The organism is Kribbella pittospori (genome assembly GCF_004331465.1).
GTDB lineage: Bacteria > Actinomycetota > Actinomycetes > Propionibacteriales > Kribbellaceae > Kribbella > Kribbella pittospori.
This window is the reverse complement of the sequence record NZ_SJKB01000006.1, coordinates 52393-67570: the sequence shown is the minus strand read 5'-3', so window position 1 is coordinate 67570 and position 15178 is coordinate 52393. Positions and strand designations below refer to the sequence as shown.

16 protein-coding genes are annotated in these 15178 nt (G+C 69.1%); 11 read left to right on the top strand and 5 right to left on the bottom strand.

Annotated features, from left to right (window positions below; genetic code table 11):
* Positions 1-2: 2 nt before the first annotated feature.
* The 3 genes from E0H73_RS19770 to E0H73_RS19760 are packed head-to-tail and all read right to left on the bottom strand — an operon-like array spanning position 3 to position 3027.
* Complete coding sequence (locus E0H73_RS19770) at positions 3-965, bottom strand: aldo/keto reductase (RefSeq protein ID WP_131358390.1); 963 nt, start codon at positions 963-965, stop codon at positions 3-5.
* Positions 962-1714, bottom strand: a complete 753-nt coding sequence (locus E0H73_RS19765) for an SDR family NAD(P)-dependent oxidoreductase (RefSeq protein ID WP_131358387.1) — start codon at positions 1712-1714, stop codon at positions 962-964. Before E0H73_RS19765 ends, E0H73_RS19770 begins: the two co-directional genes overlap by 4 nt.
* A complete protein-coding gene (locus E0H73_RS19760; protein WP_131358384.1) occupies positions 1711-3027 on the bottom strand; it encodes an L-fuconate dehydratase in 1317 nt (438 codons plus the stop codon). Before E0H73_RS19760 ends, E0H73_RS19765 begins: the two co-directional genes overlap by 4 nt.
* Before the next feature lie 194 nt (positions 3028-3221).
* Between E0H73_RS19760 and folP the strand changes: the two genes are divergently transcribed.
* The 5 genes from folP (at position 3222) to E0H73_RS19735 (ending at position 7126) form a co-directional block, all read left to right on the top strand.
* Positions 3222-4103, top strand: coding sequence for a dihydropteroate synthase (gene folP, locus E0H73_RS19755; RefSeq protein ID WP_475009302.1), 882 nt, complete (start codon positions 3222-3224; stop codon positions 4101-4103).
* Positions 4100-4843 carry a pyrimidine reductase family protein gene (locus E0H73_RS19750; RefSeq protein WP_238164106.1) on the top strand — a complete coding sequence of 248 codons (744 nt, stop codon included), beginning with the start codon at positions 4100-4102 and terminating at the stop codon, positions 4841-4843. Before folP ends, E0H73_RS19750 begins: the two co-directional genes overlap by 4 nt.
* Complete coding sequence (locus E0H73_RS19745; protein ID WP_131358378.1) at positions 4843-5529, top strand: class III extradiol dioxygenase subunit B-like domain-containing protein; 687 nt, start codon at positions 4843-4845, stop codon at positions 5527-5529. Before E0H73_RS19750 ends, E0H73_RS19745 begins: the two co-directional genes overlap by 1 nt.
* 14 nt (positions 5530-5543) lie before the next feature.
* The gene (locus E0H73_RS19740; protein ID WP_131358375.1) at positions 5544-6143 is read left to right on the top strand and encodes a TetR/AcrR family transcriptional regulator; all 600 of its coding nucleotides are present in this window, start codon (positions 5544-5546) and stop codon (positions 6141-6143) included.
* 68 nt (positions 6144-6211) lie between these two features.
* On the top strand, positions 6212-7126 hold the full coding sequence (locus E0H73_RS19735; protein WP_131358372.1) for an alpha/beta hydrolase: 915 nt from the start codon (positions 6212-6214) through the stop codon (positions 7124-7126).
* 13 nt (positions 7127-7139) lie between these two features.
* On the opposite strand, the gene E0H73_RS19730 is transcribed toward E0H73_RS19735, so the two are convergent.
* Together E0H73_RS19730 and E0H73_RS19725 are read right to left on the bottom strand one after the other, a co-directional pair.
* Positions 7140-7784, bottom strand: coding sequence for a hypothetical protein (locus E0H73_RS19730; RefSeq protein WP_131358369.1), 645 nt, complete (start codon positions 7782-7784; stop codon positions 7140-7142).
* Positions 7785-7846: 62 nt separating this feature from the next.
* Positions 7847-8830: an ABC transporter substrate-binding protein gene (locus E0H73_RS19725; protein ID WP_131358366.1), complete on the bottom strand. Its 984-nt coding sequence runs from the start codon at positions 8828-8830 to the stop codon at positions 7847-7849.
* Between the two features lie 75 nt (positions 8831-8905).
* On the opposite strand from E0H73_RS19725, the gene E0H73_RS19720 reads away from it, so the two are divergent.
* From E0H73_RS19720 to E0H73_RS19695, 6 genes are all read left to right on the top strand, one after another.
* Positions 8906-9955 (top strand): FecCD family ABC transporter permease, encoded by a 1050-nt coding sequence (locus tag E0H73_RS19720; RefSeq protein WP_131358363.1) that lies wholly within the window; start codon positions 8906-8908, stop codon positions 9953-9955.
* The gene (locus E0H73_RS19715) at positions 9952-10980 is read left to right on the top strand and encodes a FecCD family ABC transporter permease (RefSeq protein WP_165555749.1); all 1029 of its coding nucleotides are present in this window, start codon (positions 9952-9954) and stop codon (positions 10978-10980) included. Before E0H73_RS19720 ends, E0H73_RS19715 begins: the two co-directional genes overlap by 4 nt.
* A 3-nt stretch (positions 10981-10983) precedes the next feature.
* Positions 10984-11760, top strand: coding sequence for an ABC transporter ATP-binding protein (locus E0H73_RS19710; protein ID WP_131358360.1), 777 nt, complete (start codon positions 10984-10986; stop codon positions 11758-11760).
* The gene (locus E0H73_RS19705; RefSeq protein WP_131358357.1) at positions 11757-12416 is read left to right on the top strand and encodes a (2Fe-2S)-binding protein; all 660 of its coding nucleotides are present in this window, start codon (positions 11757-11759) and stop codon (positions 12414-12416) included. The genes E0H73_RS19710 and E0H73_RS19705 overlap by 4 nt, the downstream gene beginning before the upstream one ends.
* A 64-nt stretch (positions 12417-12480) precedes the next feature.
* Positions 12481-13680, top strand: a complete 1200-nt coding sequence (locus E0H73_RS19700) for a glycoside hydrolase domain-containing protein (RefSeq protein ID WP_131358355.1) — start codon at positions 12481-12483, stop codon at positions 13678-13680.
* Entirely contained in the window at positions 13677-15092 is a 1416-nt protein-coding gene (locus tag E0H73_RS19695) for a discoidin domain-containing protein (RefSeq protein ID WP_131358352.1), read from the top strand. The genes E0H73_RS19700 and E0H73_RS19695 overlap by 4 nt, the downstream gene beginning before the upstream one ends.
* Positions 15093-15178 lie beyond the last annotated feature (86 nt).

Below are 15178 nucleotides of genomic sequence, written 5' to 3'. Positions count from 1 at the left end.
CTCTACGGCGTGGGTGCATCCTCGCGGAGGAGGCCTTCGGACTTGAGGTCGAACCAGAGGGCCTTGGGGACCTCGGTCCGGGCCAACGTCGCGTTGGTGTGGACCTCCTCGGGCGTGCGGCAGCCAACTGCGATGCCTGCCACCGCTGAGTGGAAGAGCGGGAAGGCGAGGGCCGCAGCGGGGAGCGTGGTGTTGTGGGCCTCGCAGACGTCGGCCAGCCGATTCGCCTTGTCCACCAGGGATGCGGCAGCCGGTTCGTAGTTGAAGGTGGCGCCGGGCGCGGGCCGCGGCTGCGACAGTAGGCCGGAGTTGAAGATGCCCACAGCAACTACCTGTACGTCGTGCTCGAGACAGGCCGGCAGTACGTCGTCCAGGCCATCGGGGTCGATCAGCGAGTAGCGCCCGGCCAGCATGATCGCGTCGATGTCGATCTCCTGGACGAACCGGGTCAGCATCGCGGTCTGGTTCATGCCGGAACCGATCGCGCCGATCACGCCCTGGTCGCGCAGCTCGATCAGCGTCGGGAAGGCGGTCGCGACGGCTTCCTCGTAGTGGTCGTCCGGGTCGTGCACGAACACGACGTCCAGCCGGTCGGTGCCGATCCGGCGCAGCGAGTCCTCGATGCTCTGCAGCACGCCGTCGCGGGAGAAGTCCCAGCGCCGCCGCCGCTTCGAGCTGACCTCGAACCCTTCGTCGTCGGTCGCCGCGTCCTCAGCCTCGTAGATGATCCGGCCGACCTTGCTCGACAGCACGAACTCGTCCCGCGGCTTGCCCTGGAGACCGACCCCGAGCCGTTCCTCGGCCAGTCCGAGTCCGTAGTGCGGAGCGGTGTCGAAGTACCGCCACCCCTCGTCCCAGGCGGCGTTCACGGTCGCGACCGCATCGCCGTCGTGCACCTCGCCGAGCAGGTTCCCCAGCGGTGCACCGCCGAGCCCGATCCGCTGGTCTTCCGGGAAGAGCCTCACGACTTCACCGCCGGGAGCCGCAGGTTCTGCATGCCGCCGTCGACGGCGACCGCCGTACCCGTGGTCGAACCCGACAGCGGACTGGCCAGGTAGGCGATCGCGTGCGCGACCTCGTCGGCCGAGACCAACCGGCCCATCGGCTGACGCGCCTCCAGCGCCGCCCGCTCAGCCGCCGGGTCGTCCGCGACGTCGAGCAGCCGGCCGACCCATGGGGTGTCCGCAGTGCCCGGGTTCACGCAGTTCACCCGGATCCCCTCGCGGACATGGTCGGCCGCCATCGCCATCGTCAGGGCCAGTACGGCGCCCTTGCTCGCGGAGTACAGGGCCCGGTTCGGCAGGCCCGCGGTGGCGGCGATCGAGCAGGTGTTCACGATCGCGGCCGACTCGGACTTGCGCAGGTACGGCAGTGCGGCCCGGGTCACTCGGGCGATCCCGACCACGTTCACGTCGAGGACGCGGTGCCACTCGTCATCGTCGTTGGCCGCGACCGTGCCCTGGGCGCCGATGCCGGCGTTGTTCACCACGATGTCGATCCCGCCGAGCTGCAGCGCGGCCGCGGCAACGGCGTCGCGGACCGAACTGTCGTCGGTCACGTCAGCGGCGATCCCGGTCAGCGGCTCGGCGACATCGGGCTTGAGGTCGAAGACGACCACCCGGGCGCCCCGGGCGGCCAGCAGTTGGGCGGCCGCGAGGCCGATGCCCGACGCGCCACCGGTGACAACTGCACGGAGGCCGGCGAAGTCCGTCACTTGTTCTCCTTTGTGAGGTCGGTCCAGATCTTGCCACTCGGATACCGGAAGTCGCAGAGCGTCTCGGCATCCATCTCGGCGCCGAACCCGGGCCGCACCGGTGCCACGTAGTGCCCGTCGCGGATCACCACCGGATCCAGGAAGTGCTCGTGCAGGTGGTCGACGTATTCGATCACCCGATTCTCCATCGAGCCGCTGACCGCGACGTAGTCGAACATCGACAGGTGCTGGACCAGCTCACACAGCCCGACCCCACCTGCGTGCGGGCACACCGGTACGCCGAACTTCGCCGCCAGCAGCAGGATCGCGATGTTCTCGTTCACGCCGGCGACCCGAGCCGAGTCGAGCTGCAGGATCGACAGTGCCTCGGCCTGGAGCAACTGCTTGAACACGACCCGGTTCTGCACGTGCTCACCCGTCGCGACCTGGATCGGAGCGATGGCGCGAGCGATGGTGGCGTGCCCGAGTATGTCGTCCGGGCTGGTCGGCTCCTCCACCCACCAGACGTCGTACGGCGCGAGCGCCTCGACCCAGCGGATCGCGTCGGCGACGTCCCAGCGCTGGTTGGCGTCGATGGCGATCCGGATGTCCGGGCCGACGGCCTCGCGGGCCAGCCGCATCCGGCGGATGTCGTCGTCCAGGTTCGCGCCGACCTTGAGCTTGATCTGGGTGAAGCCCTCGGCGATCGCCTCGTGGCACAGCCGGACCAGCTTGGCATCGTCGTACCCGAGCCAGCCCGGCGTCGTCGTGTACGCCGGAAAGCCGCGCTCGCGCAATGTCGCCTCGCGGCCCGCGCGACCGGACTCGGCGGCGCGCAGGATCTCCAGCGCCTCGTCCCGGGTCAGCGCGTCAGTGAGGTAGCGGAAGTCGACCAGATCGACGATCTGCTCCGGCGTCAGGTCGGACAACAGCTTCCACAGCGGTACGCCGGCCCGCTTGGCGGCCAGGTCCCAGACCGCGTTCACGACGGCGCCGATGGCCATGTGTATGACGCCCTTCTCCGGGCCGAGCCAGCGCAGCTGCGAGTCGTGCACGAGCGACTTCCAGAACCCACCGAGGTCGGCCAGCGTCGCGTCCAGATCGAGCCCGATCACGTGGTCGCGGAGCGCCTCGATCGCCGCGGTCTGGACGTCGTTGCCACGGCCGATGGTGAAGGCGAACCCGTGCCCCTCGAGCCCGTCGCCGGCATCGGTCCGCAGGATCAGGTACGCCGCCGAGTAGTCCGGGTCGGTGTTCATCGCGTCGGAGCCGTCCAGGTCCAGCGACGTGGGGAAGCGGACGTCGTACGTCTCTAACTCGGTGAACCGTGGCATGGAAGACCCGTTCTGCAGCTGTGGGCGGTCTGTCGCGGGGAATCCTATAGGATATGTGGCGCGAGCGACACTGGCCCGGACCTCAGGCACTCACCAAGGCCGCACGATCCGGGCGGCGCACGCTCAGCCACCGCCGTGTCCGGCCGTTCGCGGGGGTTGGTGAGTGGCGCAGGTCCGGCCGATAGAGTCGGCGCGTGGATCCGGAACCCAGTGGTGTGCTGCGGCTCGGCAGCCGGTCGTTCGGGCCGGGGGAGTTCGCGGTGATGGCGATCGTGAACCGCACCCCGGACTCGTTCTTCGACGGCGGCGCCACCTTCGCGGAGGAGGCCGCGTTGTCGGCGATCGACCAGGCCGTCGCCGACGGAGCGGATCTGGTCGACATCGGCGGCGTCAAGGCCGGGTACGGCGAAGCGGTCGACGAGACCGAGGAACTGCGCCGGACCGTGGACTTCGTCGCCACCGTGCGCGACCGGCATCCGGAGCTCCTGATCAGCGTCGACACCTACCGCAGCGGCGTCGCGCGCCGGGTCGGAGCGGCCGGCGCGAACCTGATCAACGACACCTGGTCCGGCCACGATCCCGACATCGCGGCGGCGGCCGCAGAGTCCGGCGCCGGGCTGATCTGCAGTCACGTCGGCGGGCTGAAGCCCCGGACTGACCCACACCGGATGGCGTACGACGACGTGGTGGCGGACGTGATCCGGACGACCACCGCACTGGCCGAGCGGGCCATCGCCGCCGGGGTCCGGCCGGACGGGATCGTCATCGATCCGACTCACGACTTCGGCAAGAACACGCTGCACTCGCTCGAGGTGACCCGCCGGATCGACGAGTTGGCCGCGACCGGCTGGCCGGTGCTGGTGGCGATGTCGAACAAGGACTTCCTCGGCGAGACCCTCGACCTGCCGTCCGGCCGGCGCGGTCCGGCGACGCTGGCGGCCGTCAGCATCGCGGCCTGGCTCGGCGCCCGGGTGTTCCGGGTCCACGACATCGCCGGGACCCGGCAGGCCCTCGACCTGATCGCCGTACTGCGCAAGACGGCGACGCCCGCATACACCCGAAGGAGCTTGGTGTGATCCGGAACTGTGCTGTCGGGGCCGAGCTGACCGAGGACGAACTGATCGCCGCTTACACGCTGCCCGATCGGTCGGTCCCACGGCTACGGGCGAACTTCGTCACCAGCCTCGACGGCGCCGTGACGTTGGAGGGGCTGTCCGGCGGCCTGTCCAGCAAGGACGACCAGAGCATGCTCGGCCGGCTGCGGATGCTCGCCGACGTCGTCCTGGTCGGCGCGGGCACACTCCGCGCCGAGGGGTACGGCGGTCTCCGGCTCGGCGCGAAGCGTCGTGGCTGGCGAAACGAGCAGGGCTGGCCCGAGAACCCGACGCTCGCAGTGGTCTCCGCACGCCTCGACCTGGATCCCACCAGCGCGGTGTTCACCGAGGCTCCCGTGCGGCCGATCGTCATCACGTGTGCGTCCTCGCGGGACCAGCGGCGCGAGGCGCTCGCCAAGGTGGCGGACGTGATGATCTGCGGCGACGAGACGGTGGATCTGAAGGAGGCGACGGCCGGGTTGGTCGAGCGTGGGCTGCCGCAGATGTTGTGTGAGGGCGGTCCGCATCTTCTCGGCGCTCTCACCGGTGCCGATCTGGTCGACGAGCTCTGCCTGACCGTGTCGCCGCTGCTCGCTGGTCCGGGTGCACGCCGGATCACCGACGGGCTGGCGGCCACCGAAGCGCGATCGCTGCCGTTGCTGCAGGTTCTCGCGACCGACGAGGGGTTCCTGTTCCTACGCCACGGCCGGGGGCTCGGCTAGTGCCGATCGTCGCTGCCGCGGTCTGCCCGCATCCGCCGGTGATCGTGCCCGAGCTCGCGTTCGGCGCCGCGCCCGAGCTCGATCCGCTGCGGGCGGCCTGCCTGTCGGCCATCGACGTACTCGCAGATGCCGACAGCCTGGTGATCGTCGGATCCGGCTCGGTCACCGGCCGCCGGTACGACGCGTCCGCGGGCGGCAGCTTCGCGGCGTACGGCGCTCCGCAGGTGCGGGTCGCAGACGGTGAACCGGTGTTGCCGTTGTCGTTGCTGGTAGGGGTTTGGCTGGTCGGCCAGAGCAAGGCAGCCGGCGTACGGCGTACCTCGGTCTCGGTGGCCGACGACTCGCCGGAGGTGTGCCTGGCCCTCGGCCGGGAGATTGCCGAGGGCAACGACCGGATCGGGTTGCTGGTGATGGGCGACGGCTCGGCCCGCCGGAGCGATCATGCTCCTGTTCATCTGCACCCTCGGGCAGAGATCTTCGACGCGACGGTCGCGGATGCCTTGCGGAGCGTGGATCTGGACGTTCTCGCCGCCCTCGACCCGGACCTGGCGGCCGTCCTTCAAGCGGCAGGTCGTGCTCCGTGGCAGGTTCTCGCGGGCGCACTCGCCGGGACCTCGCTGAGTGGCAACCTGACGTACGACGCCGCCCCTTATGGCGTCGGGTACTTCGTTGCCAGCTTCACGTAAGTGACACTGTCCGGGTGACTGAGGAACGGCCGGGCTACCGGCGATCGGCGAAGTCGCCGCGCGGGGAGGCGCGACGGCGGGAACTGCTCGATCGCGTCGCCGACGACCTTGGCCAGAACGGGTTGGTGGACTTCTCGCTCCGGCGGGCCGCGCGGGCGGCCGGTACGACGCACAAGGTGCTGCTGTATCACTTCGCCGGCCCGGAGGAACTGCTGACGGAGTCCGTCCTGCAGTTGCGCGAGCGGCGGATCAGTCGGAGTCTCGCGGCCGCCACCGAGGGCGCTGATCGATCGCTGGCTGATCGGGTCCGGTCGATGTGGCCGATCCTGGTCGGTCCGGAGTCTTGGGTGCTGGACCAGGCGATCGGGCTGGCGATGTACGACCCGGCGCGGTACGCCGATCTGGCCCGGGAGGCGTCGAAGCAGTACCTGCCGGCGCTGCTGTCGATCTGCCCGGCGGCGTGGTCCGAGCAGCGGAAGGGCGAGGTCGCGGAGTTGATCCTGGCGACGCTGCGCGGGTTCCTGATCGAGTGGCGTACGAGTGGTGACGGGGCCGGGATCGAGGCCGGGTTCGCCGCGCTGGTCCGGGCGCTCGAGCGCGAAGAGTCCGCCTGATTCCTGCGTCCTGCCGGTTCTCGGTAGAGCCATGGACAGTTTGCGAACCACGTGGTTCACTTTTGGGTATGCGCGAGAAGGTGTGGTTCAGCAGTGCGGGTGTGGAGTGCGCGGGCTGGCACTATCCGGGGTCGAACGGCGGCTGCGTGGTGATGACCGGTGGGTTCGGCGTCACCAAGGAGCCGGGCACGGACCGGTTCGCCGAGCGGTTCGCGGCGGGCGGGTTCAGTGTGCTGGCGTTCGACTATCGCAACTTCGGGGAGAGCGGTGGTGAGCCGCGGCAGGTCGCGCCGATCGCCGGGCAGCTGGCGGATTGGCGGGCGGCGATCGGCTTCGCCGCGACGCTTCCTGGGGTGGAGCGGGTGGCGCTGTGGTCGTTCTCGTTGTGCGCCGGGTACGTCGTACAGCTCGCCGCGGAAGACGATCGGATTGCCGCCGCTATTGCTCAGTCCCCGAACGTCGACGGGCCGGTCGTGACTCGCAAGGCGTCTCGCTACCAGAGCCCGCTCGGCGCGCTCCGGCTGGCCGGTCGGACCCTCCTGGACAGTCTCGGCGCGCTGGTCGGGCGACCTCCGAAGCTGGTGGCGCTGTCTGGACCGCGCGGGACAGTCGCGCTGCTCAACACCCCTGACGCGCAGCTTGGCGATGCTGTCCTCAACCCCGGCAACAAGTACCCGGCCTGGCAGCAGACCCTGGCCGCGCGCTCAATTCCCGGCGCCGCGTTCTACCGCCCAGCAAAGTACGCCGCCGACATCCGCTGCCCACTGCTCTACGCAGTCTGCAACGACGACCGCTCCGCTCTAGCCGCCCCAGCCATCACCGCGGCCTCGAAGTCCCCCAAGGCCGAGCTCGTCCGCCTCCCCGGCAACCACTACGCCCCCTTCACCGAGGCCCAGGAGGAAGCAGTCCAAGCCGAACTAACCTTCCTCCGCCAACACCTACTCGCCCCCGCCACCCCACCACCCGTAGTCCGCTCGGCCTAGCTGCCGGGGTGCATTAGCCGGGTTCGACGGGGATCGGTGCCCATCGGGGTGCGGTTGCGGCTAGGTCTTCGCGGCCGGCGGCTTGTAGCTGCGTGCGCAGGTCTTCACGGGCGGCTTCTACTGCGGCGATTGCTTCGGCTTCGGTGGCGTGGGGGCCTGACCAGTTGCAGACTGCGTCTCCGGCGTACCAGTCGCCTGAGGCTGAGCGGCGTACGTGGGAGGTGGCTAGGCGGGCAGCCGGGAGAGGTGCGGCGGCCAGTGTGATCACGGCCTCGATGGCGACCACGGGAGCGTCGAGGTCCAGCAACGGCCGGAGTTCGACGGCGTCGGTCAGGGCGAATTCGTAGCCGGCGGGGGCTTGGGCGGCGATCCAGGTGAAGGCGCGTTCGGCGGTCTCGGCGAGGTCGCGGGCGAGGTCCGGATCGGTCAGGGTCTGGATGCCGCACGGGCGCGGATCGGTCGGGCGCAGCGCGGCCTGGCAGCGGCGTACCAGCATCTCCTCGGGCAGCGTCTGCCGCCGGCCGAGAATGCGCGACAGCCCGACGATGTCGAAGTTCAACTCGTCGGGCGTCCGCTTCAGCCCCGGCTCGAACGGCGAGCCGGGACGAGTACCCCGCGTGGTCCACGGACCGACATGCCACCGGGTCAGAGCCGTCATACCGCCGACCCTATCTATCGGGCTACCCGCGTCGATCGCCGCGGACGTCTCGCGAGGTGTGTTCAGTCGGCCTTGACCGGAGCGGGCACGTCGAACGTCTTGGCCAGGTCGGTCAGGATCGACCACGCGCCCTGCAGACCGACCGCGGTCATCCACGTCAGGTCAGGCACCTCGTGCACCTTCGGCGCCAGCGGCGTCCACAGCGGGTTGGCCTTGAACTGCCCGGCGGTCTTGGCGCTCAGCCCTTTCTCGTCGGCGTACACGGTGACGAAGATGGCGTCGCCGTCGGCGTCCTTGATCCGCTCCGGGCTGATCTCCAGCGCGAAGTCGTTCACGTCCTGCGGCGCCGGTCGCTTCAGGCCGGCGTCCTTGAGCACAATGCCGGAGAAGCTGGCGTTCTGGTACAGGCGGGTCGGCCCGTCGACGAACCGGACCACCGAGATCGTCGGGTTCTTCGCCTTCGCGTTGATCGCGTCCCCGACGGCCTTGGCCGCCTTCTCGTACGACGAGATCTCCTTATCGGCCAGGTCTTCAGCGCCGAGCGCCTTCGCCTCGAGCCGGATGTTGTCCTTCCAGGTCGGCCCGGTGGTCTCGGACATGACCGTCGGCGCGATCGCGGACAACTGGTCGTACAGCTTCTCGTGCCGGACCTTCGCGGTGATGATCAGATCCGGGTTCAGCGCCGCGATCTTCTCCAGGTTCGGCTCGGCCAGCGTGCCGACCGCCTCCGCCTCGCCGCCCAGGGTGTTGCGGTCGTCGCCGAGGTAGTCCGGCAGCTTCCCGTTGATGCTGCGGTAGTCGGTGTACCCGACCACCGGCGTGTCCAGGATCAGCGTCGCGTCGACGAAGCTCGCGTCCAGCGCCACCACCCGCTTCGGCTCGGCCGGGATCTCGGTCTTGCCCATCGCGTGCTCGACCGTGCGCGGGAACCCGGCGGACGACGCTCCGGCCGCGTCCGGGGAGTCCTCGGAGTCCGCGGACGAGCCACAGGCGGTCAGGCCCAGCGCGGCGACGGCGAGCAGGGCGGTGATTCGGGGCAGGCGCACAGGTGTCTCCTGGTCAGGACGGCTCGCAGGTTAAGGTGACTCACCACAACGATGAACTAAGGCAACCCTAACCATATGTCCTCCGCCGTCCCGTCCGCACGCTCGGTCGTGCCGCCACCGATCCGCACCGGCCGTCCCGCAGTACGTCGTACCGCCGCGCTGCTCGTGCTCGTTGTCGTTCTGGTGCTGGCCTTCGCGGCCAGCCTCGCGTTCGGATCGCGATGGCTCGGGCCCGGCGCGTTGTGGCATGCGTTGACGGCGAACAACGGGTCCGATCCGGACGTGATCGTCCGCAGCCTGCGCTTCCCGCGCACAGTGGTGGCCGTCCTGATCGGTGTCGGTTTGGGTGTCGCCGGGACGCTGATGCAGGGCCACACCCGTAACGCCCTGGCCGAGCCGGGGATCTTCGGTGTGAGCTCGGGCGCCGCGTTCGCCGTCGTTCTCGGGTTGCAGATTGGCCTGGTCGAGTCGGTCTCGTCGACCGTCTGGGTCGCGCTCGTTGGCGCGTTGGTGGCGACGTTCGGCGTACAGCGCCTGGCTTCGCGAGGGAACGGCGCGTCGCCGGTTGGATTGGCGCTGACCGGCGCCGCGGTGGCTGCGATGCTCGGTGCGTTGACCTCGGCAATCGTGTTGCTCGACGCCAACACCCTCGACGGCTATCGCTTCTGGGCGGTCGGTTCGGTCGCGGGCCGCGGCCTGGATGTCGCGGGACAGGTGCTGCCGTTCGCGGCGGTCGGTCTGATCCTTGCCTTGATCAACGCTCGCGACCTCGACCTGCTCGCGCTCGGCGACGATGTGGCAGCCGGCCTCGGGCTGTCGATCCGCCGCGCCCGGTTGGTCGGCCTGGTGGCGATCGGCCTGCTCACTGCCGCGGGAGTCGCGGCCTGCGGGCCGATCGGGTTCCTCGGACTGCTGGCCGGTCACGTCGCTCGCCGGATCTTCGGCGCCCGCAACACCTGGCTGATCCCGGGCGCGGCCGTCATCGGTGGGACCGCGCTGGTCCTCGCCGACCTGGTGGGCCGTCTCGTCGGAGGTGCCGGTGAGGTCCAAGCCGGCGTGGTCCTCGGCATCGTCGGCGCGCCCCTGTTCGTCATCGTCGTACGGCGCCGGGCGGTGGCGCTGTGAAGTCGCGGACCATCATGCTCAGCGTCGCCTTCGCGGTCCTCGCCATCGTGATCGCACTCGTCTCGTTGAGTGTCGGTACGACGAAACTCCCGCTCGCCGACGTGATCGAAGTACTGCTCGGCGGCGGCCGTCGCGGAACCCGTCTCGTCGTCCTCGAGCTGAGGCTGCCGCGCGTTGCCACCGGCCTGCTGGTCGGCATCGCGTTCGCCGTCTCGGGTGCGCTGCTGCAGACCTTGTCCCGCAACCCGTTGGCGTCTCCTGACATCGTCGGAGTCAACTCCGGTGCGTCCGCGGGTGCCGTCGCGGTGATCGTGCTCGCCGGCAGTGGCGGTGGGAACATCTCGGGTGCCGCGGCCAAGGTCGGCATCCCGCTCGCCGCCGTCCTGGGTGGGCTGATCGCGACCTTGGTTGTCGGCGCTTTGTCGATCCAGCGTGGCGTGGTCGACGCCGGGCGGGTGGTGCTGATCGGGGTGGGAATCGCGGCCGCGGCCAACTCCCTCGTTGCGTGGTTGCTGGTGATCGGTGATGTCAACGACGCGGGCCGGGCTGCCGCCTGGCTGGCCGGTTCGCTCAACGCGCGAGCCTGGAGTGATGCGATTCCGGTGCTGTTCGCGGTGGTGCTCTTGTTGCCGGTGGCACTGATGTTCAACCGGGACCTGTCGGCGCTGGTGCTTGGCGACGACGTCGCGTCGTCGCTCGGTGTGCGGGTGGCGCGGATCCGGTTGGCGTTGCTGATCGTGGCGACGGTCCTGGCCGCGATGGCGACGGCGGGAGCGGGACCGATCGCGTTCGTGGCGCTGGTGGCCCCGCAGATCGCGCAGCGGCTGACCCGGATGGAGCGGCCCCCGTTGCTCACCACCGCGATGCTCGGCGCGCTGTTCGTCGTACTGGCCGATCTGGTCGCGCGGAACGGCCTGCAGTGGTTGCAGGTCGGTCCGTACGAACTCCCGGTCGGCGTCATCACGGCAGCCTGTGGAGCGCCGTACCTGCTACACCTCATCGGCCGTCAGCAGAAGGGACGCTGATCAGTGCACGTCGAGAACCTCACCCTCGCGTACGGCGGGGAGGCGCCGGTGGTGTCCGGGTTGACGCTGGAGGTGCCGGCCGGGCAGCTGACCGCTGTGGTCGGGCCGAACGGATCGGGTAAGTCCACACTGCTGCGTGGGATGAGTCGACTGCTCACTCCGCAGAGCGGCCAGGTGCTGCTGGACGGCAAGGACATCCACAAGCTGCCGGCACGTGAACTGGCCCGGAAGCTCGGTGTGCTGCCGCAAGGTCCGGTGACGCCGGAGGGGATCACAGCTGCCGAGCTCGTGTCGCGGGGACGGCATCCGCACCGCGGATTGTTCGGGCGGCTGACCGCTGAGGACGACGCCGCGATCGACGAGGCACTGGCGGCTGTCGAGCTGACTGAACTGCGGGACCGCCCGGTCGACCAGCTGTCTGGTGGCCAACGGCAACGGGTCTGGATCGCGATGGTGCTGGCTCAGGGCACGCCGCACCTCCTGCTCGACGAACCCACGACGTACCTGGACCTGGCCCACGCGGTCGACGTGATGAACGTCGTCCACGCGGCAGCGCACGGCTCCGGGCGGACTGTGGTTGTTGTGCTCCACGACCTCACCCTGGCCGCGCAGTACGCCGACCACCTGGTGGTGATGGGCGAGGGCCGGATCGCGGCCGAGGGGCGGCCGGTCGACGTACTGACCGAGGAATTGCTCGACGACGTGTTCGGTCTGCAGGCCACCGTGGTCGACGTCGGGGGAGCGCCGGTCGTCGTGCCGGACCGTAGGCTGGTTGGGTGAGCCACTCCGTCAGCGATCTCGCGGACGTCCTCGCCGACTCGGTGACCTGGATGTCCGTGCGTACGGCGGACTCAATGCCCGGACCGGAGTGGGTGTCGTGCGCTGACGTGATCTCGGAGCAGCAGAGTGGCGGCGATCCGACGTACGCGTGGCGGACTGCTGTGCAGGAGGACTACGGGCGTGAGTACGCCATCGATCCGCCGGTGCAGGTCGCCGCGATGTTCACGCTGATGTGGTACGTCCAGGTCCCCTCGCTGGTGGCCGCAGTGACGGCAGCGGCGACTGGTGTCTCACCTGAGGTGTCGCCGTCCGCACTGGCGTTCCGGCGGCACCCGACCGCGCACTACCCGGTCGAGGTCGCTCTGCTGTCGCAGGAGGTCGTGCCGATGGCCACGGCGGCCGCACAGTTGAAGGCCCACACGACAGCGTTTCTGGACTCCTACGTGCCCGCCGTGAAGCTCGGGTCGCTGCAGCGCTTCGGTGCGGTCGACGACGAGGTGCGCGCCGCGATCCGCTTGCCGGACGAGGCGCCGTACGCCGATCAGGCCGCCGATGCGTTCGCCGTCTCGCTGGAGCAGAAGCTGCGAACGTCGTGCTGCTACGTCTATGCGCTGCCGAACGTGAACGCCTGCACCACCTGCCCACGTTTCCGCTGATTGGTCTAGGCCGCCTTCAGCCAGAGGATTGCCGCCGTGCGGTTCCGCGCGTTGGCTGTTCGGCATGCGATGGACACGTGCGGTGGTGGCAGGCGGACTCCTGGTGACTTCGGCAGCGTTCGTGCCGGTCGCACAGGCACGAGAGGCGGCCGGCGTGAAGCCCGGCGTCTGGACGGAGACGGCGTACAACTCCGTCTTCAAGGACAGCGGGCGATCGCCGGAGGCCCGCGACGACATCCGGCTCGACACGGCCAAGAACGACTACGAGGCAGCGCAGATCGTGGTGCGCGGGCCGGCGGCGTTCACCGTGAACAAGGTCGACTTCACGGCGCTGACCGGACCGTCGGACGCGATCCCGGCGAGCGAGCTCAGCTACAACCCGGTCGGGTACGAGTACCTCAACCACAACTCGGTTTTCGGCGGCAACCAATTCGTCGTGCCGACGACGCGGCAGGCTCCGGGCGACTTCCCGGACCGGCTGCTGAACGAGACGAGCATCGCGGTACCGGCAGGCCAGACTCAGTCGCTGTGGGTTCGTGTGCACGTGCCCGCGACCGCGCTCGGCGGCATCTACCGGGGCCGGGCCACGGTGCGGACGACGAACGGCGACCTGCAGGTGCCGATCACGGTGAACGCGCGCAACGTGGTGATCCCGCCGGCGAACCAGAGTGAGTTCACCAACGTGATGTGGACGAACTTCCTCGGGCTGACGTCGTACGACCCCGGCAAGGGTGACACGGTCAAGCTGTTCTACGGGCACGACCGGTACTCGCCGCAGTGGTGGCAGCTGATCGACAACTGGGCCGACACGATGAAGCGGTACCGGCAGAACAACCTGCAGTTGCCGCTGCTCAACCTGCTCACCGACGGCGGGAGCAAGGTCGATGCCGCTGGCAACTACACCTTCAACTTCAGCCGCTTCGACGAGGTCGTGCAGAGGTTCCTGGACAAGGGTGTGGTGAACCGGCTCGAGGGCTTCACCGGCGCCGGGCCGCAGAACGCGGAGCACAACAGCCAGTGGCCGCGGTACCTGGTCGAGGTGACACCGAAGGAGACCGGACGGCAGGTCCCGGACTACGTCTGGTGGGACACGCCGGAGGCGGAAAACTGGTACAAGCAGTTCTACCCGGCATTGCGCCAGCACCTGGCCGACAAGGGCTGGAAGGACATGTTCTGGATGCATGTCGGAGACGAGCCGGGCGCGGGTGGTGACACCGGCTGGTTCGGTGTGGAGGGAAGCTGCGGCAGTACTGGCCGGACGTGAAGATCGGCGACGCGATCGTCAATCAGTTGGCGCCGAGCGTGGCCAAGGCCGAGGACATCGTGATCCCGAACCTGCACACCTACACCGCGAACCCGGCGCCGTACGACGCGGAGAAGGCCAACGGCAAGCCGCTGTGGTTCTACAACTGCAACATCCCGGTCGGAAATCACCTGAACAGGTTCATCGACCAGCCGGAGTGGAGTCAGCGGCAGACCATGTGGCTCGCGTACGGCCGTGGAGCGACCGGCTATCTGCACTGGGCGTACGGCAACTGGCAGTACGCGATGGACGACCAGGATGTGAAGGGTGATGGCTACATCGTTCGCCCGGACACGGTGCACAACACGATCGAGGCGTCACCGCGCTACGAGTCGCTGCGGGACGGCATGGAGGACTGGGAGGTCCTCAACCAGCTCGGCAAGACCAATCCGGGGCTGGCACACGACCTGGCGACCAGTGTGGTGCAGCGGAGTGACAAGTACTCGCCGGACGTGTCCTACATGCAGCGGATCCGGGCGATCGCTCTCGACGCTGCTGCCGGAAAGCCGGTCGTGTCCAAGGACCTGTCCCGGCGGCAGCCGGCTGCCGCGTCCAGTGGCAACGCCGCGGAGGCAGTCGACGGCAACGGCTCCACTGCGTGGCAGCCGGCCAGTGGCAGCGGTACCAACTGGATGCAGGTGGACCTCGGTCGCCAGGCGCAGGTGGACGGCGTGCGGCTGCGCTGGGGAAGCACCTACGCGAACAAGTACCGCGTGCTGGTCTCGGCCGACGGGACCAAGTGGGCCGAGGCCGGTCTGGGGAGCGGTGACGGTGGCGACGACTTCGTCGGGCTGAACGCCAAGGCGAGGTACATCCGGATCGAGGCGACCGGCTCCAGCGGCGGTACGGCGCCGTACCAGCTGCTGGATCTCGAGGTGGCGGGGAACCAGCTGTACCAGCAGAACCTCGCGGCTGGGAAGCCGTACGAGCGGACCGAGCCGTCCACTCGTTTCCCGGATGCAGCCAAGACGGAGGCGACCGACGGTGTGATCGGAGACGACTGGGGCGACGGGAAGAGCTTCGGCTACGAACTGCTGAACGTCGGCGACAGTGTGCAGCCGGTGGTGAACATCGACCTTGGCCGTCGGCAGGCGGTCGGGACGGTGCGGGTGCACGCCTACGAGGAGTACCCGGACTACCGGCCGGACAAGATCACCGTGGCCACCAGTGTCGACGGAGTGCACTTCACCAACCGGGGTGAGGTGACGGCCGTGAACGGTGCCTCGAACGTCTGGTACGACCTGTCGTTCACGCCGGCCGCCGCCCGCTGGGTGCGGGTCACGTTCGACAAGAAGCGGACCAACGACCGCAACACCGGGATGTTCGTGGACGAGATCGAGGCGTACGGCGCCGGTTACCCAGGCCCGAGCTGACCATGGTGGCGATTTCGCTGAGAGCGAACCTGACCGCTCCGGACTGATCGGGCCCGGAAATTGTCGGTGGCGCCGGGCAGCATCGC